Here is a 24,133-nt window from a genome sequence, read left to right on the forward strand (position 1 = left end):
GTAAATTAGATACTCAGTACGCCACCATTGCTTGCATTGGTAACCAGTTTGGAATAACGAGCCAGGTAACCGGTTTTTACTTTCGGTTCAAAGCCTTTCCAACCTGCGCGACGACGTTCAAACTCTTCGTCACTGATGTGCAATTCGATGATACGGTTGTTCAGATCCAGCTCGATGATGTCTCCTTCTTCAACAAAGGCGATTGGACCACCTTCAGCTGCTTCTGGTGAGATATGTCCGATACTGATTCCGCGGGATGCGCCAGAGAAGCGTCCATCGGTGATCAGACCAACTTTGGCACCAAGCCCCATACCAACGATCTGGGAAGTAGGAGCTAACATCTCAGGCATACCTGGTCCGCCTTTTGGTCCTTCATAACGGATAACAACAACATGTCCTTCTTTTACTTTGCCGTTAGCAATGCCTTCGAGCGCTTGCTCCTGGGAGTCAAAGCAGATAGCAGGACCTTTGTGGTATCCACCAACCGAAGCATCAACCGCACCAACTTTGATGATAGCGCCTTGTGGTGCAAGGTTACCAAACAATACAGCCAGGCCGCCTTTTTCGGAATGCGGGTTATCCAAGTGGTGAATGACATTGGTATCCTGGATTTCTTTTCCTTCAACGTTCTCGCGAATCGTTTTACCAGTAACCGTAATACAATCCCCATGAATCGCGCCTGGTTTCTTGAGCAATTCGTTAAGCACTGCGCTTACGCCGCCTGCATTGTGAACGTCTTCGATGTGAAGATCGGAAGCTGGTGCAAGTTTAGCAAGATGCGGAACGCGGTTAGCTACTTCATTGATGCGTTCGATTGGGTACTCGATGCCCGCTTCATGAGCCAGTGCCAGCGTGTGCAGTACTGTATTCGTAGATCCACCCATCGCCATATCCAGAGCAAACGCGTTATCGATCGCTTCTACAGTAACGATATCACGTGGTTTCAGATCCATTTTGATAAGTTCCATCAGTTGTTTGGCAGATTGTTTAACAAACTCACGACGCTCAGGAGCAACAGCCAGGATGGTTCCGTTACCTGGCATCGCCAGTCCCATCGCTTCAGCCAGACAGTTCATGGAGTTTGCTGTGAACATACCGGAGCATGATCCACAAGTTGGACAACCGAACTGTTCAAGTTCAAGCAAGCTCTTATCATCGATTTTACCTGCTTGGTAAGCACCTACGCCTTCAAATACGGAAGTCAGGGAAAGAGCTTTACCATTGCTGTCGCGACCGGCTTTCATCGGTCCACCGCTGACAAACACGGTAGGGATATTACAGCGGAGTGCACCCATCATCATGCCGGGTGTGATTTTATCGCAGTTCGGGATACATACCATGCCGTCGAACCAGTGAGCAGATACAACGGTTTCCACGGAGTCCGCGATAATGTCACGGCTTGGCAGCGAGTAACGCATACCAATGTGTCCCATGGCAATTCCGTCATCTACCCCGATGGTGTTAAATTCGAATGGAACGCCACCGGCTTCACGAATAGCATCCTTTACAATTTTACCGAATTCCTGAAGGTGGACGTGGCCGGGCACGATATCGATGTAAGAGTTACATACGGCAATAAATGGCTTGCCGAAATCCTCTTCTTTAACGCCCGCTGCGCGGAGCAAACTCCGGTGCGGTGCACGGTCAAAACCTTTTTTGATCATATCGGAACGCATCTTCTTGGCTGACATGGTGTGTTTCCCCCCAAATATATAATATTGAGCAACATGAATGGAAAAGTAAATGGCAGTGCATCTGTCGTTTAATTTCATCCGTACTCTAAAAAAAAGATCGGTTTGCCGGTGTCGAGCTCCCCGTAGTTTGTGAAATTCTTTGCTGCTTTAAACCCGTGAACACCCGGTTTTTCTATTGAGTCTATCACAACCATCGTCATATTTCTACAATCAATAGAAAGAAGCCTCAAACCATTTTCATGGAATCAGACTTCTTGATTTGCGGGAAAACTATGATCATGTTTCGATGTGGGAGCGGAAATCATTAGTTGCTTCCGCCTTTGCGTCCAATCTCACGATAGAATTCCTTATTATGGGTTTCGGAGGTTGCTTCGCCGCCCTTGCGGCCAATCTGCTTGTAAAAGTCAGTGTCATGGGCATCTGAAGTCGCTTCTCCACCTTTTTTTCCAATCATCTGATAGAAGCTTCGATCATGGTTCTTGGAGGTGGCTCTCCCACCTAATCTTCCGGCTTCCTCACGGCTCATCTTGCGTTCTGACGTCGGTTGACGTGCCATTACAAATCACTCCTTACAACAATAAGTTGTTTTTTGTAGCGCGTATCCCTAAATTACCACATCATTTCCAGCCTGAAACAACCAACCAGGTTAGAATCGATGGCGAAGAGAATCCGTCAGAGGATTAGGCCGACCGTTTAAACACCTCATGTCGATTGAAAGAAAAGCGGGATATATCCGGTTCGATCAAGGGTTTGAACGTGTGGCGAACAGCCGGCAGAGCCAATGTGACTGCGAAGAGTAAGGCGATGACAAGTATGACTGGAATATACGCCGAGCTTCCCATATAACTGTAGACTCCAGACCAGATTGCGAGACGAACGAGAAAACCATGCAGCAGGAATACATAGAGTGTGCGTTTTCCAAGGTCCGTCAGTCTGGAAGTCAAGGAGGGTACCCAGGCCAAGAATAGTGCTGCCGATCCGATTTCCAGCAAATAGATGCCAAGTCGGAAGATGCCGGCATACCATTCGTGATGGCCCAATTCGGCGTAAGTCATGCTGCCGAGTAACCATCCCGATGTAATATTTAAACCGCCATACCCGATCCATACCAACAATGCAGCGGAGAGGACGGCTGCGGTTCTTCGCCCCCAACCGGATAATAAACGAGAACGGATGGATGCCCCATAGTCATAACCGATGACAAAGAACGGCAGGAACACAAACGTACGGCTGAAGCTGAGCCAGAATCCGTCGATGGGCAAATACCCGGCAATGACACCGAGCGCAATCGATCCAATCAGCCGATATATCGGTTTCCATGAAATCGTCAGACGAAGCAACAGTCGCCAACAGAAATGACTCGCGAGAAACCATAACAGCAAGTATGGTGCAAAGAAGGATAGTCGCATATGGGGTGTGTGGAACACAGTAAAGTCCATTAATGCGTATAAGGACTGAAATAGCACATACTGCAAGGCAATCTGTTTCAGGACGTTTCGCCCCGAGGCCCCTTGAAGTGAGTGTGTCGCAAAATACCCGGTCACCCATACAAAGAGTGGCATGTGAAACGTATATATCCACAAGAACAGAGCTTCTGCTCCTGCAAAGCGTGTGATGAGTGGTTCCAGTGCATTACCGGCAAGGACACAGACGATAAGCATAAAGCGCAGATTGTAAAAGAAAGATTCCTGATCATCCTGGATCAGTGTCTGATTTTTCATGGTGTAGCCCCCTTATAGACCCTAGCTGCAAGGTCATTTGCATCTGTAATAAGGGTAATACGGATGTACATTATCTATTGTGATTTAATTCACATTAGTAAGCGTTATCTTTTCTCAAAGCTGTGACAACAAAATGAACGCTCCGGGATTGACAACGGTTGCATAGAGGATGACAATAGTAACAGAAGATGAGGAAATGTAACGATAAGGAGGGAAGAAATCATGTCAACGAGTCCCAATCCAAGCCCGGAAATTATTACGTTTGGGGAAAGTATGGGTTTGCTGACTGCCAAAGATACAAGAGGGCTGGAATATGCAGCCACACTGGACAAGTCGTTTGGGGGTGCCGAGAGCAATCTGGCTATTGGTGTATCCCGGCTCGGGCATACCAGTGGCTGGTTTGGACGTTTGGGCAATGATCCGATCGGCAACATGATTCTGAAAGCCATTCGCGGTGAAGGTGTAGATGTATCACGTGCAAGGTTAAGTGATCACGAGCCCACTGGTTTGATGATTCGTGAGAACGCTTCCGGGAAAGCCTCGGTACATTATTATAGGAAGCTATCGGCAGCAAGTGCGATTACACCAGATGATCTGGATCCCGCATATATTGCCGGAGCTAAAATATTGCACGTTACAGGTATTACAGCCGCCATTAGTTCGTCTGGACTTGAAACGGTAGAAGCTGCCATACATATTGCCAAACAGGCAGGTGTGAAAGTAAGCTTTGATCCAAATCTGCGTCTCAAACTGTGGTCAGCGGATGAGGCCCGTCCGGTTTTACTGCGTCTGGCTGAACTGGCGGACTACTTTTTACCGGGTCTGGATGAGATGAAACTTCTATACAACGAAGAAAATGATCAAAAAGTACTTGAGCGTTTATCTGCCATGAATGCTGTGTGCATCGTGAAGGGTGGCCCTGATTTGACCTACGTATTGGCGAATGGTACCCTAACGGAAGTTCCGTACTTTAAGGCGGATCATGTTCTGGATACGGTAGGAGCAGGAGACGGATTCTGCGCGGGATTTTTATCAGGTCTATTAAAAGGATACTCCCCGCAGGAAGCAACTCGTCTCGGCAATTTGACCGGTTCCATGGTTATACAGGCTGTTGGCGATTGGGAGGCGCTCCCGACGTGGGGGCAGGTCGAGGCCAAGCTGAACAACGTTGCCCATGTTGAGCGCTAGTCGCTGCTGAAATCATATATGGCTCATCTTCGTTCTTCAAATGTAAGGCTTGTATACACAACCACCACATTGACAAGGGAGAGAATGAAATGAAGAAGCTTCAGCTGTTGCAAAAGATTACGGACAATGGGGTTGTGGCAGTTCTGCGTGCAGATTCTGCGGATCAGGTCATTGCCATGGCCGAGCAAGCGATTGCGGGTGGCATTAAAGTTATCGAGATTACGATGACCGTACCCAGTGCACTCAAAGCCATTGAAAAATTAAGCCGTGTATACCATTGGAACACACAAGATCCAGAGAAGTTCGCGATTATTGGTGCGGGAACGGTGCTAGAACCGCAAACGGCAAGAGCGGCCATCATGTCGGGTGCCGAGTTTGTCGTCGGTCCTTCCCTAAATCCGGATACCGTTCAGATCTGCAACCTGTATCGAATTCCGATCCTGCCTGGTGTGATGACGATTGCTGATGTTCAACGCGCCTTGGAACTTGGTGTGGACATTGTGAAGTTGTTCCCGGGTAATCTGTACGATCCTTCGATTATCAAAACGATGAAAGGTCCTATGCCGCAGGCGAATTTTATGCCAACTGGCGGAGTATCCTTATCTAATCTGGGGGATTGGATCAAGGGTGGAGCAGTGGCTGTAGGGATCGGCTCCGACTTGACATCGGAAGCTGTGAAGACGGGTGACCTGAGTCATGTCCGTCGCAAAGCAGAACAATATATGGATGCTTACCGCAAGGCCAAGGCTGAATAATATTTTTTCAATCCGGAGAGGGGAGCCTGATTAACGAAGGCTCCCAATTCTGTGAGCCGCGGCACCTGCGGAAGTGAAGAAAGGTGATTAACGTTGAGAAATCGGTATAATACAGGGCGCAAGAAGAGGGGCATCGGGAAATTCCTGCTCGTACTTCTGGCGCTCATTGTTATTGGATGTGGATTTGTTGCGTGGAAATTATTCACACCATACGGTCCACAGGAAACAGCTCAAACGGCCATGGAAACAGTCAATCAGGTGACGGTGAGCGAACAAGAGAACTGGATTGATTTTGCGCCAGACAAACCGGCGGGTAAGAGTGTTCTTTTCTACCCCGGCGGACTGGTAAAACCGGAAAGTTATGCACCACTTGCCCATGAGCTGGCTGCTGCTGGTCATCACACGATTATTGCCAAGATGCCAGTTAACCTGGCAGTGCTCAAGCCAAACCTGGCAGATGAGATTCTGGCCGCATATCCAGATGAACAATTCGTCATGGGTGGGCATTCTCTTGGTGGGTCCATGGCTGCACGTTATGTAGCATCGCATCCTGATGCACTACAGGGCATCTTCTTCCTGGCATCTTACCCGGATGAAAAAGGAAGCGTAAAGTCACTCGGAATACCTGCTTTATCTATTCTGGGTACCAAAGATGAGGTCGTGAATGCTACGAAGTATCAGAGTGGACGGATGTATCTTCCAGAAGATACGGTATATTACACCATTGAAGGTGGAAACCACGCCCAGTTTGGTGATTATGGTCATCAAAAAGGGGATGGCGAGCCGGAAGTGAGTGGAGAAGAACAGCTGAATCAGACCGTCAAGACAGTCCTGGGTTGGTTAAGTACCATTAAGTGATCTAGATTAATCTGTCTGCATTGAGGACTGTATGCATTTATAGCATAACATGATGGAGGTGATACGGATGGCCATGCTTCAAGTGAATGGAGCGCAGATCCCATGTAAAGGTATCCTGTTCGATAAAGATGGAACACTGCTGGAATTCCTCCAGTTATGGGGGCCGTGGGCAGAGACGTTACTGAATCAGTTACAATCACGTATGAACGAACTTGGTGCTTCATTTACGGTTGAACTGGAGCACGTTCTGGGCACCACCCATAATGCAGAGGGGCATATTGTCGGTTATGATCCGCAAGGTCCCCTCGCGATTGCAACTGTGGATGAGTGCACGGGATTGCTTGCCGGGCAGCTATATGCAGCAGGCATGCCATGGAATGAAGCGATCACAACGATACGGCAATTCTCAAGTGTAGCCATGAGATCGGTACGAGAGCGCAAATCGGCTGAACCGATGCCAGGATTGCTGGATTTCTTGCAGAGTTGCCAGGCAGCGGACATACCTCTGGCGGTTGTTACTTCAGACAGTACAGCTGCAGCAGAGACACATCTGGATTGGATGGGAATCCGTTCCTTTTTTACATCCATTGTAGGCTGTGATCGGGTGACCCAGGGCAAACCGGATGGAGAAGCAGCACTTTTGGCTTGCCGGGAATTATATATCGATCCTGCGATGGCCGTTGTCATTGGTGACAGTAATGGGGATATGCAGATGGGACGGCATGCAGAGGTATTCTATACGCTGGGTTACTGTCCGCAGTTAGATCAAGGATCACACCTGGTTGATGCCCATGCCATTATTCGCCATTATAGTGAGCTAAGTGTGATTATATAAGTCACCATTTAACTGCTTGAACGATATGAATTGATTTAAACATTTACACGAAGCGGAGAAGGCAGAAATAACCTGAAGAAGTGGAACGTTCGTCTAAAAGCTTTTTAAAAGAAAGCTAATCGGAAGCATATGCTATCCACGGATTTACCCTTCATAGAAGGAATCAAAAAATCTGGGGATAACAGCGATCGGAAGGTTGTTCTGTCATCGGAGTGGTCAGTGTAAATATTCTTTAGTTCAATTTATATTGTATATAAAAGGAGGAGAGAGGATGAACGCAACAGAACAACTGGCTGCCTGGATTCAGGAAAGCTCCCGTATTGTTTTTTTCGGAGGGGCCGGGACTTCAACGGAAAGCGGGATTCCCGACTTCCGTTCGGCTGCGGGTCTGTATCAGACGGAACAGCATTCCCCTTATCCACCGGAAGAGTTGTTAAGCCGGCATTTTTTTGATCAGCATGCCGATATTTTTTATGATTTTTATCGAGGCAAAATGCTTCATCCAGATGCGGAGCCGAATGGGTGCCATCGACTGTTAGCCCGTCTGGAGCAGGAGGGAAAACTTGAGGCAGTGATCACGCAAAATATCGATGGATTGCATCAGAAGGCAGGCAGCAGCAATGTCCTGGAGCTACACGGCTCAATTCATCGTAATGCCTGTATGGATTGCAAGCAGTTTTATGCACTGAATGATATTATACAATCCCAAGATATCGTACCTCGCTGTACCGCATGCGGTGGTGTGATCAAGCCGGATGTGGTGCTGTACGAGGAGGAGCTGGATCAGACAACATTGTATCGCTCCATTGATGCATTGTCTTCCGCAGACCTGTTACTCGTGGGCGGCACGTCACTGACGGTATATCCAGCAGCCCAGTTAATTACGTATTTTCAGGGAAAACATACCGTCCTGCTCAATGCTACACCTACTGCTTACGACAGCAGGGCGGATTTGCTGATTACAGAGCCGATTGGTGAGGTAATGAATGATGTGGACCAGCTTCTTGGTTAAACGTATGGACTGAATAACCGCATTCTCCGGTGTTGACCGGATCAGGAGGCGGAACCTGGGGAAAGAAGGGATTCATGATGGTCTACGTAGCAAGCGATACTCGCTATGAAACGATGAAATACAACCGCGTTGGACGTTCAGGTTTGAAACTGCCAGCGATTTCACTGGGGCTGTGGCATAATTTTGGCGGTATCAATAACGCTGAGAATGGCCGAAATATGATCACCCGATCATTTGATCTGGGTATTACCCATTTTGACCTTGCCAACAATTATGGTCCACCGGCAGGTTCGGCAGAGCAGTTGTTTGGTCAGGTGCTTGCCCAGGATCTGAAACCTTATCGGGATGAACTGGTGATCTCCACCAAAGCGGGATATTATATGTGGCCCGGGCCGTATGGCGAGTGGGGCTCACGCAAAAACCTGGTATCCAGTCTGAATCAGAGCTTGAAGCGTATGGGCCTGGATTATGTGGATATTTTCTATTCCCACCGTTATGATCCCGAAACGCCTTTGGAAGAAACGATGATGGCACTGGATCATATTGTTCGCTCGGGTAAAGCCCTCTATGTAGGAATCTCCAACTATCCCGCAGACCAGACGAGAGAGGCCGCTGAGATTCTCAAAAGTTTGGGTACGCCGCTGTTGATCCATCAACCAAAGTACTCGATGCTGGATCGCTGGATTGAAGATGGTTTGCAGGACGTGCTGGATGAATATGGAACAGGCAGTATTGCATTCTGTCCACTGGCACAAGGTGTACTTACGAACAAATACTTGAATGGTATCCCGGAAGACTCACGTGCCAAAGGACCGTCGGTATTCCTGAATGAGAGCAACATCTCTCCGGAGACGCTCCGCAAAGTGCGTGCGCTCAACCAGATTGCAGCAGCCCGTGGTCAGAGCTTGGCCCAATTTGCACTTTCATGGGTTCTACGTAATGGCAGGGTAACATCTGCGCTGATTGGCGCAAGCCGTCCTTCCCAGATTGAAGAGAATGTGGCTGCACTCAGCCAATTGGATTTCTCTACAGAGGAATTGGAACGGATTGAGTCCATTCTGTCACCCAAGTCTGATGACAAATAATTAACGTGCAAAAGGTGCATCTTAGCCATAATGGCGGAATGCACCTTTTTTGTCGTATATGATTCTTGGTCCGTATGTTGATCACCGTTTGTTAGGTTGAGCATTCGTCTGTAACCCCTGATGTCGTGGACGGGAGAGGATTTTCTCTCGATACAAGCTGGGCGCTTCACCATGAAATCGTTTGAACTGTTTGGAGAAATACAGCGCGTCTGGCAGTCCGACCGATGCAGATACCTGTTCGATGGACAGATCCGGGCGTTCTCTTAGGAGTTGGCGCGACTTGTCGATCCGCAGTTTTAGCAGATAAGTGACTGGCGAAAGTCCGGTTTCCTGTTTGAAAATACGGGAAAGATAAGCACGATTATACCCGAGACTCGCAGACATCTGTTCAATGGAGACCGGATAGGCATATTGGGTGGACATATATTGAATCATCTGTTTCACCGTACGTCGGATGGATGATTCACCTGGAATTAAGGTTTGACCCTGCGAAAGGTGATTCTGTGCTTCGGCTAGAATCATATATAACGTACCCAGTGATGTGAAATGGGAGCTTTCTTTGCGCTCGGCAAAAGCATCCTGCATCACGGATAACCAATCGGATATTCCACAGGAAGGTCCGGCATGAAAAACGGACTTCTCCGGGCGGAATCCTGCCTCCTCGGCATGCTGGGCAGCCTGGCTGCCGGTAAAGGCGATCCAGCGGTATTGCCATGGGTTACGGGCATGTGACTGGTAGCTCACCAGCTGCCCGGGGTGAATGAGGAAACAATCACCTGCGGATAATTCGTAGGTGTGCAGTTCGGTACGGAACGTACCCGCCCCTTTTTCTACATAATGCAGCAGATAATAATCAAACAATTTAGGGCCGAGGGCGTGACCCGGAAGGGTCTGACTTGCTCCGGCAAACAGGACATGCAGTGCGCCTTGCTCATAATAGACTGGATTGGAGGCAACCGAATAACTGAGTGCTCCACTTTTACCGGAAGGTGATTCCTGTATTCTTTCTATTGAAGATGCAAGCGGGTCTTTCTTGGCGTTGGATTGATCTGCCATAGTTGTTTCCTTCTTTCCGGGATGCTCTGATCATTATACGCCTTAAGGTCACATTTATCCATATGAAACACACATGGTTGCATTACATGAGGCACCGCTTTCTTATATAATAACATTAAGAAAACCACAACAACGAGGCGAGGTGCAGAAGCAGTGAACGTAACTGAATTGAAACAAAAGTTTATTGAGAAGTACGGAGAGAGTGGAGCGGACATCCGTGTATTTCATGCCCCTGGTCGTGTGAATCTGATCGGTGAGCACATTGACTATAATGGTGGATACGTGCTTCCGGCAGCACTTGAATTTGGAACAACATTAATAATCCGTGAGCGTCAGGACAACAAGTTGCAACTGGCTTCCACGAACATGTCTTATGAAGGAGCACTGGATACTTCCACTATTGGTAAGGAGAAAACGGGTGAATGGACCGACTATCCTGTTGGTGTCATGGTTGAATTGCAAGGCAAAGGTGTGAATGTAACGAAAGGGTACGACTTCCTGTACCACGGGGAGATTCCGAACGGGGCAGGACTTTCATCATCTGCATCTCTGGAGGTACTTACCGGATTCGCGATTCAGTCTCTGGAGGGCGTGTCGGATATTGATACGGTTCAACTGGCACTTCTGTCCCAGAAAGCGGAAAATGAGTTCGTAGGCGTCAACTGTGGAATCATGGATCAGTTCGCTGTTGCAAACGGTGCGCAGGATCACGCGATTCTGCTGATGTGTGACACACTGGAGTACGAAAAGGTTCCTTTCCGTACAGGCTCTTACAAATTGGTCATCGGGAATACAAACAAACGCCGCGGGCTGGTGGATTCGGCGTACAATGAACGTCGCTCCCAATGCGAGCAGGCACTTGCCATCTTGAAGGAACAGCTGCCTGCACTGAATTACCTGGCTCAATTGACGCCAGAGCAGTTCGTAACACTACAGGATCAGATCAAGGATGAGAAAGTTAGACAGCGTGCACAACATGTTGTGGAAGAGAACGCGCGTGTGCTCGCATCAGTCGAAGCATTGCAGCGTAATGATCTGGAAACCTTCGGCCAATTGATGAACGCTTCTCATGAATCGCTTCGCGACTTGTACGAAGTAAGCTGTGATGAGCTGGATGTTATGGTTGAAGAAGCTCAGCGGATTCCTGGCACACTTGGTGCCCGAATGACTGGCGCAGGATTTGGCGGTTGCACCGTATCGCTGGTGCATGAAAATGATGTCGAGCGTTTTGTAAGCGAAGTGGGCGCTGCATATGAAGCACGTACCACTCTCAAAGGTGATTTTTATGTATGCGGCGTAGGTGACGGTGTTAAAGAATTGAAGGAGGCGAAGTAAAATGGCAATTTTGGTGACAGGTGGAGCAGGGTATATTGGATCTCATACGGTAGCGGCTTTGTTGGAACGTGGAGAAGAGGTTGTTGTACTGGATAACTTGCAGACAGGGCATCGTGAGGCGCTGCTGGGCGGTAAATTGTATGAAGGAGATCTTCGTGACAAAGAAATTCTGGCGAAGCTATTCGCTGAAAATTCAATTGATGCGGTTATTCACTTCGCAGCCAACTCACTCGTAGGCGAAAGTATGAAAGACCCGGTTAAATATTATGACAACAACGTGTTTGGTACACTGTGTCTGTTGGAAGCGATGAATGCAGCAAATGTACGTCGCATCGTCTTCTCTTCCACGGCAGCGACCTACGGTGAGCCTGAGAAAGTGCCAATCGAAGAAAGCGATCGTACAGAGCCGACCAACGTATATGGTGAAACGAAACTGATGATGGAACGCATGATGTCATGGTTCGATAAAGTTCAGGATATCAAGTACGTTTCCCTGCGTTACTTCAATGCAGCCGGTGCGCATGAGAGCGGCAAAATTGGTGAAGATCACCAGCCAGAGAGTCACCTGATCCCACTCGTCCTGCAAACGGCGTTGAAACAACGCTCGCATATCGCTGTGTTTGGTGACGACTATGCAACCGAAGATGGAACATGTATCCGTGACTATATCCACGTGAGCGACTTGGCTGATGCACATCTGCGTGCAGTGGATTACCTGCGTAAAGGTGAGAACAGTAACGTGTTTAACCTGGGTAACGGCACAGGATTCTCGGTAAAACAAGTGATCGAAACAGCTAAAAAAGTGACCGGCCTCGATATCCCGGTGGTACAGGAACCACGTCGTGCGGGTGACCCGGCAGTGCTAGTAGCTTCATCTGCAAAAGCGAGATCCGTTCTGGGCTGGAATCCAAAATGGACCAATCTGGAAGATGTCATTCAAAGCGCTTGGAGCTGGCACCAATCACGTCCTGACGGCTACGGAAAAAACTAGGAGGCGAACACCTTATGTCACAGACTCATATTGCAGCAGGTGCCACAGAGCGGACACCGGAGCAGCAGGAAGCACTGCATGCCATTGAACGTCTGGTTGCATTTGCCTTGCAGAAACAATTAATTGAGGAAGCGGATTGGGATTACAGCCGCAACCTCTTGCTGGAACAATTCGGATTCTCGGAGCCTTATGTCGGCGATTTGGACACAACAGTGCCCGATGGTCCACAGGCGATGCTGGATACGTTGATCGATTATGGATTTACCATTGGACTCATTCCTGAGAATAGCGATACGTTCCGTGATTTGCTGGATGCCAAAATCATGGGTCATTTGATGGCACGCCCATCGGAAGTGGTACGCGCATTCCGCCACACCGAGCAGACGGAAGGCATTGAGGCGGCCACATCTCAATTTTATGACTTGTCGATTAACTCCAACTACATTCGGATGGATCGCATCTCGAAGAACGTCTATTGGACGCAGGATACGGCTTATGGGGAGATGGAGATTACCATTAACCTCTCAAAGCCGGAGAAAAGCCCGAAGGAAATTGCCATGGCGAAATTGCTTCCGCCACCGGTATATCCAAAATGCCAACTGTGTCGTGAAAATGTAGGCTATGCGGGTCGAGTAAATCACCCAGCCCGTCAGAATTTGAGAGTCATTCCGCTGGAGCTTAACAACGAGCCTTGGTTGTTCCAGTACTCGCCATATGTGTACTACAACGAGCACTGTATCATTTTCCATCATGACCATGTGCCGATGAAACTGACCAAAGATACGCTGCGCAGGCTGCTTGCTTTTGTTGGGGAGTACCCGCATTACTTTATCGGGTCTAATGCAGATCTGCCGATCGTTGGCGGTTCTATCCTGACACATGACCATTTCCAGGGCGGACGCCATACGTTTGCGATTCAAAATGCACAGCCAGAGGCAGTCTTCCGCCATGCGGATGCACCTGGACTTACTTTGAGTCTTGTGAAATGGCCAATGTCCGTCATGCGTCTGGCTTCACACGATCCTGCAGAGCTGCTTGAAGCCGGTAACGCTGTATATGAAGCGTGGAAGATTTACAGTGATTCGGCTGTGGATATCGAAGCATTCAGTGAAGTAGACGGTGAACAGGTACCACACAATACGGTAACACCAATCGTTCGCCGCAGTGCAGACGGTGGCTACGAGATGGATCTCGTTTTGCGTAACAATCGCACGAATGATGTGCATCCTGAAGGGATTTTCCATCCTCACCGTGAGATGCACCATCTGAAGAAAGAAAACATTGGTCTGATCGAAGTGATGGGACTTGCCATCCTGCCGGGCCGTTTGAAGGAAGAGCTGGACAGTATCGCGGATATTCTCGCTGGAGATGCCAAACTTGCTGAAGCAGCCAAAGCTTCTGATCATGTGTTGAACAAACATCTGGGCTGGGCCGAAGAGTTGGTTGAACGATTTGGGCCTAACCTGGACAAAGAACAAGCCATTTCCATCGTACAGCAAGAAGTCGGCTTGAAATTTGCCGAGATTCTCGAACATGCAGGTGTCTACAAATATGATGAAGCAGGACGCCAGGCTTTCCGTCGTTTTGTAAGCAGCATGGGATACACGGAATAGGAATCAACATAATTAACATAACCCAAGAACACCCGCCCAATCATGAGCGGGTGTTCTTGTCTTTCTTGATATTTGTGTGCATTGGAATGAACTTCCGAGCCAGTTATAATGGAGTGAGGTCCTAGAGTACCACAATGAATTGAGGAAATGGGGTTAATATCTTGGAAAAGCAGGCATTGGATATTACGTTGATTACAGATGCTGAGGAACTGCAAGGCATGGTGGGTGAACCGCATGAACATGTGCGTAACAAGGCAATTTCATTTGTGGATTCACATGTTCAGAATTTTTTATCCATGTCACCATTATTTTTCCTCTCCACGTCCGATCATAATGGTAAAAGTGATGTATCTCCACGGGGCGATGGAGCAGGATTCGTAAAAGTGTATGATACATATCGACTCGTTTATCCAGAACGCCCAGGCAATCGAAGGATAGACTCCTTGTTGAACATTCTGTCTGACCCAGGTATCGGTATGCTCTTTCTGATTCCGGGAATGAATGAAGTGCTGCGTATCAATGGCACAGCTTCCATCACCAAGGATGAAGAATTCATTGCGAGCATGGGATGGAGTGGTAAAACCATAGGTGCAGCTGTCATTGTGGATGTGGAAGAGTGCTTTATTCATTGTCCACGAGCATTCAAACAGGCTGGGTTATGGGCCCATGAAACATGGGTGGACGCTGAGGATTTGCCTTCAACGAGCGAGATGTTTAGAGCACATTTGGAGATTAACGGATTGTTATAAAGTGAGTGGCTATCGATTTGTTTTTCTATAAACGGGGTACTATAATTGGAGTTGCACAAAAAATTCTAAACTCCATTGGAGGCGACAATAGATATGAGATCATTCCAATTCTATAATCCAACCCGTCTGATATTCGGTAAAGGACAACTGGAAGCATTAAAGACAGAAGTGCCGAAATACGGTAAACGGGTTCTGCTTGTATATGGTGGCGGCAGTATCAAACGCAGTGGGCTGTACGATCAAGTGATCGGATTGCTTAAGGAAGCTGGAGCAGAAGTGACTGAACTGGCAGGCGTTGAACCTAACCCACGGCTTTCTACAGTGCATAAAGGGGTAGACCTTTGCAAAACGAATAACATTGACCTGATTCTCGCTGTAGGTGGCGGTAGTGTACTGGACTGCTCCAAAGCGATTGCTGTAGGTGCTAAATATGATGGCGACATGTGGGATTTTGCTCAGCGCAAAGCCGTTGCACAAGACGCTCTTCCGCTTGGTACCGTATTAACGATGGCAGCAACGGGTTCAGAGATGAACTCTGGTTCGGTTATTACAAATCAGGATACACAAGAAAAACTGGGCTGGGGTAGTGCATACTCATTCCCTGCATTCTCCATCCTGGATCCGGTGAATACATACACTGTTCCACTGGACCAAACGGTATATGGTATGGTGGATATGATGTCCCACGTATTGGAGCATTACTTCCATCTGGATGCCAACACACCGGTTCAACTCGGTTTCTGTGAAACGATTCTGCGTACGGTAATGGAAGCAGCACCTCGTCTGGTTGAGGATCTGGAGAACTATGAACTGCGCGAAACGATTCTGTATTGCGGAACGATGGCATTGAATGGTGTGCTGAATATGGGTCTCGCAGGAGACTGGGCAACACATAATATCGAACACGCGGTATCCGCAGTGTATGATATCCCGCATGGTGGCGGACTGGCGATCTTGTTCCCGCACTGGATGAAACATAACCTGGATGTCAATGTGGATCGATTCAAACGTCTGGCAATTAATGTATTCGAAGTAAATCCTGAAGGCAAGTCGGACAGACAGATTGCCGAAGAAGGTATCGATGCGCTGAGCCAATTCTGGACATCCATCGGTGCCCCTAACCGTTTGGCTGATTACGATATCGATGATAGCCAGATCGATGTTATGGCTGATAAAGCTATGTTGTTTGGTCCATTTGGTAACTTCAAGAAACTGCAACGGGAAGATGTTGTATCCATCTACAAGGCTTCTCTGTAATTCTATAATCACTGACAAGTGAACGGACACATCCTGAGGTCCAATAGCCGCAAGTCTCCTTTATGGGGGCTTGCGGTTTTTCTATGTGTTGGATGCGTACGCGAATGATGGAGGATCTTGAAGCATGAAGTAAAGAATGTCGTGATAATACCCATTATCGGCTCCAGAATACATTTGAGGAAAGATTTTGAAACATTTTGATGTTAGCTACGTATTTATTTACATGTGGAATGCCCAGTTAGGATGAATTTGCGGCAGAGAGAGGAGGAACAGGGGATGGAGACGATCTATTGGGGGTGTCTGATCGGAGGGGCCATATTTGCGGTTGTCAGCCTGGTGCTGGGTGACTTGATTGACGGCTTGCTGGACGGGGCTTTTGAGATGCCAGGTCTTGATTTTTTCAAACCCGTTGTGTTAGCTGGTTCCATTACAACCTTCGGTGGGGCAGGCATTATGCTGACACGTTACAGTTCATTAAGTGTGATGTCGGGTCTAATATTATCCCTGCTTATAGGTATTGCTGCAGCCATGCTGGTATTCTTCGCATATATCAAACCGATGCGTAACAGCGATGTCTCGATTGCATTTTCAATGAAAGAGTTATCTGGGAAAATTGGGGAAATTACCATTCCGGTACCGGAAAAAGGGTTTGGTGAAGTCATGATCCGCTTTGCATCCGGCAGTACGATTCAAACGGCATCCAGTTTTGAACACCTCCCCATTGCGGCGGGAGCCCGTGTTGTTGTTGTGGATGTCGTAGATGGCGTACTGCGTGTGTCGGAATGGGATGAAAATGTACTTAAAGATTTATAAAGTATTCTTGTCACCTAAGTAGTTTTGAGCACTCATCATGAATGAATAAGGGGAGAGATGTGGAATGGATAGTTTGAATTTGAATTGGGATGTATTGTTGATTCCTATAGTTGTGGTTGCTGTAATACTGATTCTGGGTTTGGCTTTCTGGGCGAGATACAAAACGGTTGGACCGGATGAAGCGATGATCGTTACGGGGTCTTTCCTGGGTAGCAAGAATATCTCCGATGATGATTCTGGCCGAAAAATTAAAATTGTTCGTGGTGGCGGTGCATTTATCCTGCCCGTGTTCCAGCAATCCGAATTTATCTCCTTGTTGTCCCACAAGCTGGATGTCTCCACACCTGAAGTGTACACGGAGCAAGGTGTTCCGGTTATCGCTGACGGTGTCGCTATTATTAAGGTGGGTGGCGCTGTAGAGGACGTTGCTACCGCAGCTGAGCAATTCATCGGTAAACCTGTAGAAGCGCTGAGAAGCGAAGCACAGGAGGTACTGGAGGGGCATTTGCGGGCCATCCTCGGTACAATGACGGTAGAAGAAGTATATCGGAACCGGGATCGGTTTGCGCAAGAGGTTCAAGGCGTAGCCGCTAGAGATCTGAAGAAAATGGGACTGCAAATTGTTTCATTTACCATCAAGGACGTACGTGATAAACAGGGCTACCTAGATGCCCTCGGTAAACCGAGAATTGCTGCTGTGAAGCGTGATGCAGAAATTGCCGAAGCGGAAGCGATGCGTGATGCACGTATTCAAAAGGCCAATGCAGAAGAGCAGGGTCAAAAAGCAGAGTTGCTGCGTGATACCAATATCGCCGAGGCAGCCAAAGAGAAGGAACTGAAAGTAGCCACATTTAAGCGGGATCAGGATACAGCCAAAGCGGAAGCTGATCAGGCATACCATATCCATGAAGCACGTGCTAGACAAACCGTAGTGGAAGAAGAAATGAAAGTTGAACTCGTTCGTAAAGAACGTGAGATCGATCTCCAGGAAAAAGAAATTGTCGTACGTGAGAAGCAATATGATGCTGAAGTGAAGAAAAAGGCAGAAGCGGATCGTTATGCGGTGGAGCAGGCTGCCGAGGCGGATAAAGCCAAAAGAATGCGGGAAGCCGATGCTGTGCAGTATTCCATTGAAACACATGCCAAAGCAACAGCTGAACAGAAGCGACTCGAAGGTCAGGCCATGGCGGATGCAGAACTTGCCAAAGGTACAGCGGATGCAGAAGTTATTCGTTTGCGTGGTCTTGCAGAAGCCGAAGCGAAGGAAAAACTGGCCGAGGCGTTCCAGAAGTTTGGCGAAGCGGCTGTACTCGATATCATTGTCAAAATGCTGCCTGAACTGGCTGGCAAAATTGCAGAGCCAATTGCATCTATTGATAAACTGACGGTGGTAGATACAGGTAAAGGTGAAGGTGCAGCGCGAGTGAGTAACTATGTTACCGAACTTATGGCGACGGCTCCAGAGATGCTCAAGAGTGTATCCGGCATCGATGTAGAGCAGCTGATTAAAGGCCTTACCAAGTCCAAAACACCTGCTCCAGTTGCCATTCAACAGAGCGAGGCTGTTACAACTCCTTCTATAATCGACAAGATTGTGGAGAGAGCTGGGGTTGACGAGTAAGAAGTACTTCAAATCTTGCATGGTTGCTCTATTGACCTTAAGGCGAATTTTTGTTACTTTTTAAGCGAGACGTCCGGCGCGGATTGCCCGCTCCGGGTGTCTTTTCGTTCGTAACAGGGTGTGACTTAATCGCACCTAAGATGGTGTGAAAAAAGAGGTGCAAACAATGAGCAGCCTGCATGTAGATAAAGCGCTAAATAATAATGTAATCATTGCACAGCATCCTGAACACGGGGAAGTCGTTGTTATTGGAAAAGGCATTGGCTTTAACCGAAAACCAAGTGATCACATTCCATTGATGGCTGTGGAAAAAATGTTTATTCTGAAAAACCAGCAGGAGCAAGAGCAGTACAAACAGCTTCTTCCACAGGTGGATGAAGCGCTGATCGAGATTATTAACGAAGTTATTACGTATATTGCAGAGCGTACAGATGTTCCTCTGAATGAACATATCCATATTGCATTAACCGATCACATTTCTTTCGCGTTAAAACGCAAAGAGCAGGGTATTGTCATACAAAATCCATTTTTATATGAGACTCGCGAGATTTATCCGGAAGAATATCGAATGGCAGATTACGCCATTCGTCTGATCAAAGAGAGAATGGGCGTAGATCTCGGGATGGACGAGATTGGTTTTGTTGCGCTCCATATCTATAGTGCAATGACCAATCAAAATATATCCCAGGTACGTGAACATTCACAATTGATCACGGATTTGGTGAACCTGGTGTCTAATCAACTCGATTATTCGTTTGAAACGGAATCGCTTGATTACTCTCGTTTGCTGACTCATCTTCGTTTCGCCCTTGAGCGTGTTCGCCGTGGAGACAAAGTGGAAGAGCTTCATAAGTTGGATTCCCTGCTGAAGTTGGAGTATCCTGAAATGTACTCGCTTGCATGGAAACTGACCAAAGTGATGGAGAAAAGATTGAATCTGCCTGTTTATCCTGCGGAGGTAGGCTATCTGACCATTCACCTGCAACGGCTGAATCAACGGAAGGAAGAAGAGGATAAGTGACCAGTGATGGAATGACGGATTGATTTTTTTGGTGTAAAGGCTTGCAATAGATTAGAACTGGTGCTACAATGGTGTCCGTAATCAAGCAACTGAATAAACATAAGCGACGTGTTACTGACTCGATCAGGCATGAGTTAATTTGAGTGTGATTGTTCTTACCTTATACAGGGTATGCTATACCCGAAGGTTGGCACAGTTCACTTTATTAATTCATGCCTTTTTTTGTGTTTCCTTGCTTGCATCACGACATATAACTTAGACGAAAGGGAGATACGACGCGATGTTTAAAAAGCTTTTTGGTGTATTGCAAAGAGTAGGTAAAGCTCTTATGTTGCCTGTAGCCATTCTACCTGCGGCAGGATTGCTACTTGGAATCGGTAACATGCTGGTTAATCCAGATTTCTTGCAATATGTAACGGCGCTCGACACCCCTTGGGTGAATTCGATCGCAACAATTATGATGAACGCAGGGCAGATCGTATTCGACAATCTGGCATTGCTGTTCGCCGTCGGTGTAGCCGTCGGATTGGCTGGTGGCGAAGGGGTTGCGGGTCTTGCAGCCATCATCGGTTATCTGGTCATGAACGTCACACTGGGTACAGCCGTAGGGGTTACACCAGCAATGATCGGCGAAGTGCCTGGTTATGCCAGCATTCTGGGTATCCCAACATTGAGTACAGGCGTGTTCGGAGGTATTATCATAGGTATTGCCGCCGCGCTCTGTTACAATCGATTTTTCAAAATTGAACTGCCGTCCTACCTGGGTTTCTTTGCAGGTAAACGTTTTGTTCCAATTGTCACTTCGGTTGTTTCCCTCTTGTTGGGGTTAGTTCTGGTGATTATCTGGCCACCAATTCAAAATGGATTGAATGCTGTGTCTCACTTCATGGTCGATACAAGCCCGACGTTGTCGGCATTTATCTTCGGTGTCGTGGAACGGTCATTAATTCCGTTTGGTCTTCACCACATTTTCTACTCCCCATTCTGGTTTGAATTCGGTGAGTATGTGAACAAAGCTGGAGATGTCATTCGTGGTGACCAGCAAATCTTCTTCAATCAATTGCGTGATGGTGTTAACCTCACAGCGGGAACATTCCAAGTTGGTAAATTCCCGTTCATGATGTTTGGTTTGCCAGCGGCCGCTCTTGCGATGTACCATGAAGCAAGACCGGAACACAAAAAGTATGTTGCAGGTATCATGGGTTCAGCTGCGCTGACCTCGTTCCTGACAGGGATTACAGAACCACTTGAATTCTCGTTCCTGTTTGTAGCACCAATCCTGTTTGCAGTACACTGTATCTTTGCAGGTTTGTCTTTCATGACCATGCAAATTCTGGGTGTGAAGATCGGTATGACCTTCTCCGGTGGGTTCATTGACTTCCTGATCTTTGGTATTATTCCAAACCGTACACCATGGTGGGACGTTATTATTGTCGGATTGATTCTTGCGGTAATCTATTACTTCGGTTTCCGGTTTATCATCCGCAAATTCAATCTCAAAACACCAGGACGTGAAGATGCAACGCCTGAAACCGAATCTGGTGGAGGCTCCGGTTCAACGGATGATCTGCCCCATAATATTCTCGAAGCTTTCGGTGGCAAGGAAAATATCAAACATCTGGACGCTTGTATTACTCGTTTGCGGATTGAAGTTAATGAGAAATCCAATGTGAAAAAAGATCGTTTGAAACAATTGGGTGCATCTGGTGTGCTTGAAGTGGGTAATAATGTTCAAGCCATCTTCGGAACACGTTCCGACACGATCAAATCTCAAATGCAGGATATCATTGCAGGACGAACACCAGCACCAACGCCAGTAGCAGCCAAACCAACTCCAGAAGAGGAGAAGGCACAAGGTGAGCAAGGCGAGCGTATCGTTGCTGAGGACATCGTCATGCCAGTCAATGGTGAGTTGATGGACATTACGAATGTACCTGATCCAGTCTTTGCTGAGAAAATGACAGGTGATGGATTCGCAATTTTGCCACATGATGGTACAATAACTTCTCCTGTGTATGGTAAGGTGTTTAATGTATTTCCTAGCAAACACGCCGTGGGCATCATGTCCGACGGAGGCAAGGAAGTGCTTGTTCATATAGGTGTCAATACGGTGAAGCTGAAGGGTCAAGGCTTTAACGTACTGGTACAGGAAGGTGATCTGGTATCGGCGGGTCAGCCGATTATGGAAGTGGATCTGGAGTATGTGAAAGCAAACGCTCCATCGATCATTTCGCCAGTTATTTTCACCAACCTGCCAGAGGGCTCCACGGTAACCCTGAAGAAGAGTGGAGTGCTCAAAGTTGGCGATCAGCCAATCATTGAGATAAAATAAGAAGTGTTACGACGATGGCAAGCAAGTGTAAATATATGCAATGCCTAAACCAAACTACTGAAAGTGAGATGATTGTAATGCAACAAACATTCAGAATTACAGACGAAGATGGTATCCACGCACGTCCGGCGACAGCCCTGGTTAATACAGCAAACAAATTCAAAGGTGCAGAATCCTTTGCAGAAGCTAACGGTAAAAAAGTAACGTTGAAATCCATCTTGGGTGTTCTTTCCCTCGGATTGGAACAAGGCGACACCATCAGCATTATCGTTGAAGGCGAAGGCGAAGCTGAAGCTCTTCAAGCTTTGACTGACGTTATGGTTAACGAAGGGTTGGGCGAAATTAATGCTTAATGTCTCCGGGATCGCGGCTTCGGCGGGTATTGCTATCGCCAAGGCGTTTATCTTGGAGCATCCTGACTACTCTGTAGAAAAACGCCAAATTAACGACGTTGACGCAGAGATCGCAAAACTCGACTCAGCTCTGGGCAAGTCCCAGGCTGAGCTTGAGGCGATCAAAGAGCGTACTTTACAAGAGCTTGGCGAGAAAAAAGCAGAGATTTTTGCTTCGCATTTGCTCATTTTGAATGACCCGGAATTGATTGATCCGGTTAAAGCGAGTATTGCTGATAACATGATCAATGCAGAATATGCTTTGAATGAAACGGCATCGCAATTTATCTCCATGTTTGAGAACATGAAGAGTGCCTACCTGCAGGAACGTGCAGCAGATATGCGTGACGTTACCAAACGTGTGCTAAATCACTTGCTTGGTATCGACTTCATGAGTCCGGCTGAGATCAATGAAGAAGTGATCGTGCTTGCGGAGGATCTGACGCCTTCCGATACGGCTCAATTGAATCGCCAATTTGTTAAAGGTTTCGCAACTAACATTGGTGGACGTACTTCTCACTCCGCAATCATGGCTCGCTCTCTTGAAATTCCAGCTGTTGTTGGAACCAAGGACATCTTGGCTCAAGCGAAACAAGGCGATATGATCATTGTTGATGGTCTGGATGGTCACGTACTGGTTAACCCTACTGATGAAGTTATTGCTGAATACCGTACCAAACAGGAACAGTATGATGCACAACGTGCAGAGTGGAGAAAACTGCGTGATGAGCCAACAGTAACCGTGGACAACGTTCATGTTGAACTTGCAGCCAATATCGGTACACCAAATGATGTAACGGGTGTTCTGGAGAATGGCGGCGAGGCTGTAGGCCTGTACCGTACCGAGTTCCTGTACATGGGTAGAGACAAGCTTCCTTCCGAAGACATTCAGTATAATGCTTACAAAGCGGTACTGGAAAAAATGGAAGGCAAACCTGTTGTTGTTCGTACACTCGACATCGGTGGAGACAAAGAACTTCCATATCTGGATCTGCCAAAAGAAATGAATCCATTCCTCGGTTTCCGCGCAGTTCGTCTGTGTCTGGACCGTCTGGATATCTTCCGTACACAATTGCGTGCATTGCTGCGGGCAAGCGTACATGGAAACCTGCGTGTCATGTTCCCAATGATCGCAACACTGGGTGAATTCCGTGAAGCAAAAGCTGTCTTGCTCGAAGAGAAAGAGAAGCTGGTTGCTGAAGGTATTGCTGTTTCTGACAGCATTCAACTCGGAATCATGGTCGAAATTCCTTCGACTGCAGTTCTCGCGGATCAGTTTGCCAAAGAAGTGGATTTCTTCAGTATCGGAACGAACGATCTGATTCAATACACTATGGCTGCAGACCGTATGAACGAACGTGTATCGTATCTGTACCAACCTTACAACCCAGCCATTTTGCGTTTGGTTAAAATGGTTATCGATGCAGCGCATCGTGAAGGCAAATGGGTTGGCATGTGCGGTGAGATGGCAGGAGACGAAACAGCAATTCCATTGCTGCTCGGCCTTGGATTGGATGAGTTCAGCATGAGCGCAACATCCATTCTGCCAGCTCGTAGTCAGATCACCAAGCTGTCCCGTGCGGATATGCAGGAACTGGCTGCTAAAGCTCTGGATATGCAAACGGCTGAACAAGTCGTTGAATTGGTTCAAAGCATTCAAGCATAATGTAATTTTAAGGGGTTTCCACCCGATTTTAAGGGTTTCTTTTTCCGATAAAAAGCTGCAGTCGTGCAGCAATTTTGCCGGTATCCGCGATTCATTGTGGATATCGGCTTTTTTTGTTATGAGCGGGGTAATATGATTC

General features: G+C 47.5%; 20 protein-coding genes and 1 pseudogene. 17 read left to right on the forward strand and 4 right to left on the reverse strand.

Going from position 1 to position 24,133, the window contains the following annotated elements; genetic code table 11:
• Positions 1–5: 5 nt before the first annotated feature.
• From ilvD to ACX9NY_RS00365, 3 genes and pseudogenes are all read right to left on the reverse strand, one after another.
• Positions 6–1,691 (reverse strand): dihydroxy-acid dehydratase, encoded by a 1,686-nt coding sequence (ilvD, locus tag ACX9NY_RS00355; protein ID WP_074096200.1) that lies wholly within the window; start codon positions 1,689–1,691, stop codon positions 6–8.
• A gap of 316 nt (positions 1,692–2,007) precedes the next feature.
• Positions 2,008–2,250: pseudogene (locus tag ACX9NY_RS00360) on the reverse strand (KGG domain-containing protein); the annotation flags it as partial.
• Between the two features lie 124 nt (positions 2,251–2,374).
• Positions 2,375–3,415 (reverse strand): acyltransferase family protein, encoded by a 1,041-nt coding sequence (locus ACX9NY_RS00365; protein ID WP_339256963.1) that lies wholly within the window; start codon positions 3,413–3,415, stop codon positions 2,375–2,377.
• Between the two features lie 222 nt (positions 3,416–3,637).
• Here ACX9NY_RS00365 and ACX9NY_RS00370 point away from each other — a divergent pair, with 222 nt between their 5' ends.
• The 6 genes from ACX9NY_RS00370 to mgrA all read left to right on the forward strand — a co-directional run bounded on the left by ACX9NY_RS00370 (position 3,638) and on the right by mgrA (position 9,148).
• Positions 3,638–4,603: a sugar kinase gene (locus ACX9NY_RS00370; RefSeq protein ID WP_339256961.1), complete on the forward strand. Its 966-nt coding sequence runs from the start codon at positions 3,638–3,640 to the stop codon at positions 4,601–4,603.
• An 89-nt stretch (positions 4,604–4,692) separates the two neighbouring features.
• Positions 4,693–5,358 carry a bifunctional 2-keto-4-hydroxyglutarate aldolase/2-keto-3-deoxy-6-phosphogluconate aldolase gene (locus ACX9NY_RS00375; protein WP_017686833.1) on the forward strand — a complete coding sequence of 222 codons (666 nt, stop codon included), beginning with the start codon at positions 4,693–4,695 and terminating at the stop codon, positions 5,356–5,358.
• A gap of 93 nt (positions 5,359–5,451) precedes the next feature.
• The gene (locus ACX9NY_RS00380; RefSeq protein ID WP_339256959.1) at positions 5,452–6,216 is read left to right on the forward strand and encodes an alpha/beta fold hydrolase; all 765 of its coding nucleotides are present in this window, start codon (positions 5,452–5,454) and stop codon (positions 6,214–6,216) included.
• Positions 6,217–6,283: 67 nt separating this feature from the next.
• Positions 6,284–7,051: an HAD family hydrolase gene (locus tag ACX9NY_RS00385; protein ID WP_472476665.1), complete on the forward strand. Its 768-nt coding sequence runs from the start codon at positions 6,284–6,286 to the stop codon at positions 7,049–7,051.
• A 271-nt stretch (positions 7,052–7,322) separates the two neighbouring features.
• A complete protein-coding gene (locus ACX9NY_RS00390) occupies positions 7,323–8,063 on the forward strand; it encodes an NAD-dependent protein deacylase (RefSeq protein WP_339306088.1) in 741 nt (246 codons plus the stop codon).
• A gap of 77 nt (positions 8,064–8,140) precedes the next feature.
• Positions 8,141–9,148: an L-glyceraldehyde 3-phosphate reductase gene (gene mgrA / locus ACX9NY_RS00395; protein ID WP_339243184.1), complete on the forward strand. Its 1,008-nt coding sequence runs from the start codon at positions 8,141–8,143 to the stop codon at positions 9,146–9,148.
• 81 nt (positions 9,149–9,229) lie between these two features.
• Here the strand turns inward: mgrA and ACX9NY_RS00400 are convergent, their stop codons facing one another.
• Positions 9,230–10,204 carry an AraC family transcriptional regulator gene (locus ACX9NY_RS00400; protein ID WP_472476666.1) on the reverse strand — a complete coding sequence of 325 codons (975 nt, stop codon included), beginning with the start codon at positions 10,202–10,204 and terminating at the stop codon, positions 9,230–9,232.
• Positions 10,205–10,357: 153 nt separating this feature from the next.
• Between ACX9NY_RS00400 and ACX9NY_RS00405 the strand changes: the two genes are divergently transcribed.
• The 11 genes from ACX9NY_RS00405 to ptsP all read left to right on the forward strand — a co-directional run bounded on the left by ACX9NY_RS00405 (position 10,358) and on the right by ptsP (position 23,994).
• Complete coding sequence (locus ACX9NY_RS00405; protein ID WP_253440133.1) at positions 10,358–11,539, forward strand: galactokinase; 1,182 nt, start codon at positions 10,358–10,360, stop codon at positions 11,537–11,539.
• Position 11,540: 1 nt separating this feature from the next.
• Positions 11,541–12,530 (forward strand): UDP-glucose 4-epimerase GalE, encoded by a 990-nt coding sequence (gene galE, locus ACX9NY_RS00410; protein WP_091020409.1) that lies wholly within the window; start codon positions 11,541–11,543, stop codon positions 12,528–12,530.
• 14 nt (positions 12,531–12,544) lie between these two features.
• The gene (locus ACX9NY_RS00415; protein WP_472476667.1) at positions 12,545–14,143 is read left to right on the forward strand and encodes a UDP-glucose--hexose-1-phosphate uridylyltransferase; all 1,599 of its coding nucleotides are present in this window, start codon (positions 12,545–12,547) and stop codon (positions 14,141–14,143) included.
• 161 nt (positions 14,144–14,304) lie between these two features.
• On the forward strand, positions 14,305–14,892 hold the full coding sequence (locus ACX9NY_RS00420; protein WP_472476668.1) for an MSMEG_1061 family FMN-dependent PPOX-type flavoprotein: 588 nt from the start codon (positions 14,305–14,307) through the stop codon (positions 14,890–14,892).
• A 93-nt stretch (positions 14,893–14,985) separates the two neighbouring features.
• Entirely contained in the window at positions 14,986–16,149 is a 1,164-nt protein-coding gene (locus ACX9NY_RS00425) for an iron-containing alcohol dehydrogenase (RefSeq protein WP_339236914.1), read from the forward strand.
• A gap of 276 nt (positions 16,150–16,425) precedes the next feature.
• Positions 16,426–16,962: an NfeD family membrane protein gene (locus ACX9NY_RS00430; RefSeq protein WP_342570862.1), complete on the forward strand. Its 537-nt coding sequence runs from the start codon at positions 16,426–16,428 to the stop codon at positions 16,960–16,962.
• A gap of 64 nt (positions 16,963–17,026) precedes the next feature.
• Entirely contained in the window at positions 17,027–18,583 is a 1,557-nt protein-coding gene (locus ACX9NY_RS00435; protein ID WP_339256947.1) for a flotillin family protein, read from the forward strand.
• A 166-nt stretch (positions 18,584–18,749) separates the two neighbouring features.
• A complete protein-coding gene (glcT, locus tag ACX9NY_RS00440) occupies positions 18,750–19,604 on the forward strand; it encodes a glucose PTS transporter transcription antiterminator GlcT (RefSeq protein ID WP_339256945.1) in 855 nt (284 codons plus the stop codon).
• A gap of 280 nt (positions 19,605–19,884) precedes the next feature.
• A complete protein-coding gene (gene ptsG / locus ACX9NY_RS00445; protein ID WP_253440114.1) occupies positions 19,885–21,936 on the forward strand; it encodes a glucose-specific PTS transporter subunit IIBC in 2,052 nt (683 codons plus the stop codon).
• Between the two features lie 77 nt (positions 21,937–22,013).
• Positions 22,014–22,289, forward strand: coding sequence for an HPr family phosphocarrier protein (locus ACX9NY_RS00450; protein ID WP_036617010.1), 276 nt, complete (start codon positions 22,014–22,016; stop codon positions 22,287–22,289).
• A complete protein-coding gene (gene ptsP, locus ACX9NY_RS00455) occupies positions 22,282–23,994 on the forward strand; it encodes a phosphoenolpyruvate--protein phosphotransferase (protein WP_339236905.1) in 1,713 nt (570 codons plus the stop codon). The genes ACX9NY_RS00450 and ptsP overlap by 8 nt, the downstream gene beginning before the upstream one ends.
• Positions 23,995–24,133: the final 139 nt, after the last annotated feature.

It is taken from the genome of Paenibacillus sp. CB74, assembly GCF_055687625.1.

Bases quoted from the DNA above. Each gene is read 5' to 3' on its own strand.
- ACX9NY_RS00375 (WP_017686833.1), top strand. From the start codon at position 4,693: ATGAAGAAGCTTCAGCTGTTGCAAAAGATTACGGACAATGGGGTTGTG.
- ACX9NY_RS00400 (WP_472476666.1), bottom strand. From the start codon at position 10,204: ATGGCAGATCAATCCAACGCCAAGAAAGACCCGCTTGCATCTTCAATA.
- ACX9NY_RS00435 (WP_339256947.1), top strand. From the start codon at position 17,027: ATGGATAGTTTGAATTTGAATTGGGATGTATTGTTGATTCCTATAGTT.
- ACX9NY_RS00450 (WP_036617010.1), top strand. From the start codon at position 22,014: ATGCAACAAACATTCAGAATTACAGACGAAGATGGTATCCACGCACGT.
- ACX9NY_RS00370 (WP_339256961.1), top strand. From the start codon at position 3,638: ATGTCAACGAGTCCCAATCCAAGCCCGGAAATTATTACGTTTGGGGAA.
- ptsP (WP_339236905.1), top strand. From the start codon at position 22,282: ATGCTTAATGTCTCCGGGATCGCGGCTTCGGCGGGTATTGCTATCGCC.
- galE (WP_091020409.1), top strand. From the start codon at position 11,541: ATGGCAATTTTGGTGACAGGTGGAGCAGGGTATATTGGATCTCATACG.
- ACX9NY_RS00365 (WP_339256963.1), bottom strand. From the start codon at position 3,415: ATGAAAAATCAGACACTGATCCAGGATGATCAGGAATCTTTCTTTTAC.
- ACX9NY_RS00415 (WP_472476667.1), top strand. From the start codon at position 12,545: ATGTCACAGACTCATATTGCAGCAGGTGCCACAGAGCGGACACCGGAG.
- mgrA (WP_339243184.1), top strand. From the start codon at position 8,141: ATGGTCTACGTAGCAAGCGATACTCGCTATGAAACGATGAAATACAAC.
- glcT (WP_339256945.1), top strand. From the start codon at position 18,750: ATGAGCAGCCTGCATGTAGATAAAGCGCTAAATAATAATGTAATCATT.
- ptsG (WP_253440114.1), top strand. From the start codon at position 19,885: ATGTTTAAAAAGCTTTTTGGTGTATTGCAAAGAGTAGGTAAAGCTCTT.
- ACX9NY_RS00425 (WP_339236914.1), top strand. From the start codon at position 14,986: ATGAGATCATTCCAATTCTATAATCCAACCCGTCTGATATTCGGTAAA.
- ACX9NY_RS00430 (WP_342570862.1), top strand. From the start codon at position 16,426: ATGGAGACGATCTATTGGGGGTGTCTGATCGGAGGGGCCATATTTGCG.
- ilvD (WP_074096200.1), bottom strand. From the start codon at position 1,691: ATGTCAGCCAAGAAGATGCGTTCCGATATGATCAAAAAAGGTTTTGAC.
- ACX9NY_RS00390 (WP_339306088.1), top strand. From the start codon at position 7,323: ATGAACGCAACAGAACAACTGGCTGCCTGGATTCAGGAAAGCTCCCGT.
- ACX9NY_RS00385 (WP_472476665.1), top strand. From the start codon at position 6,284: ATGGCCATGCTTCAAGTGAATGGAGCGCAGATCCCATGTAAAGGTATC.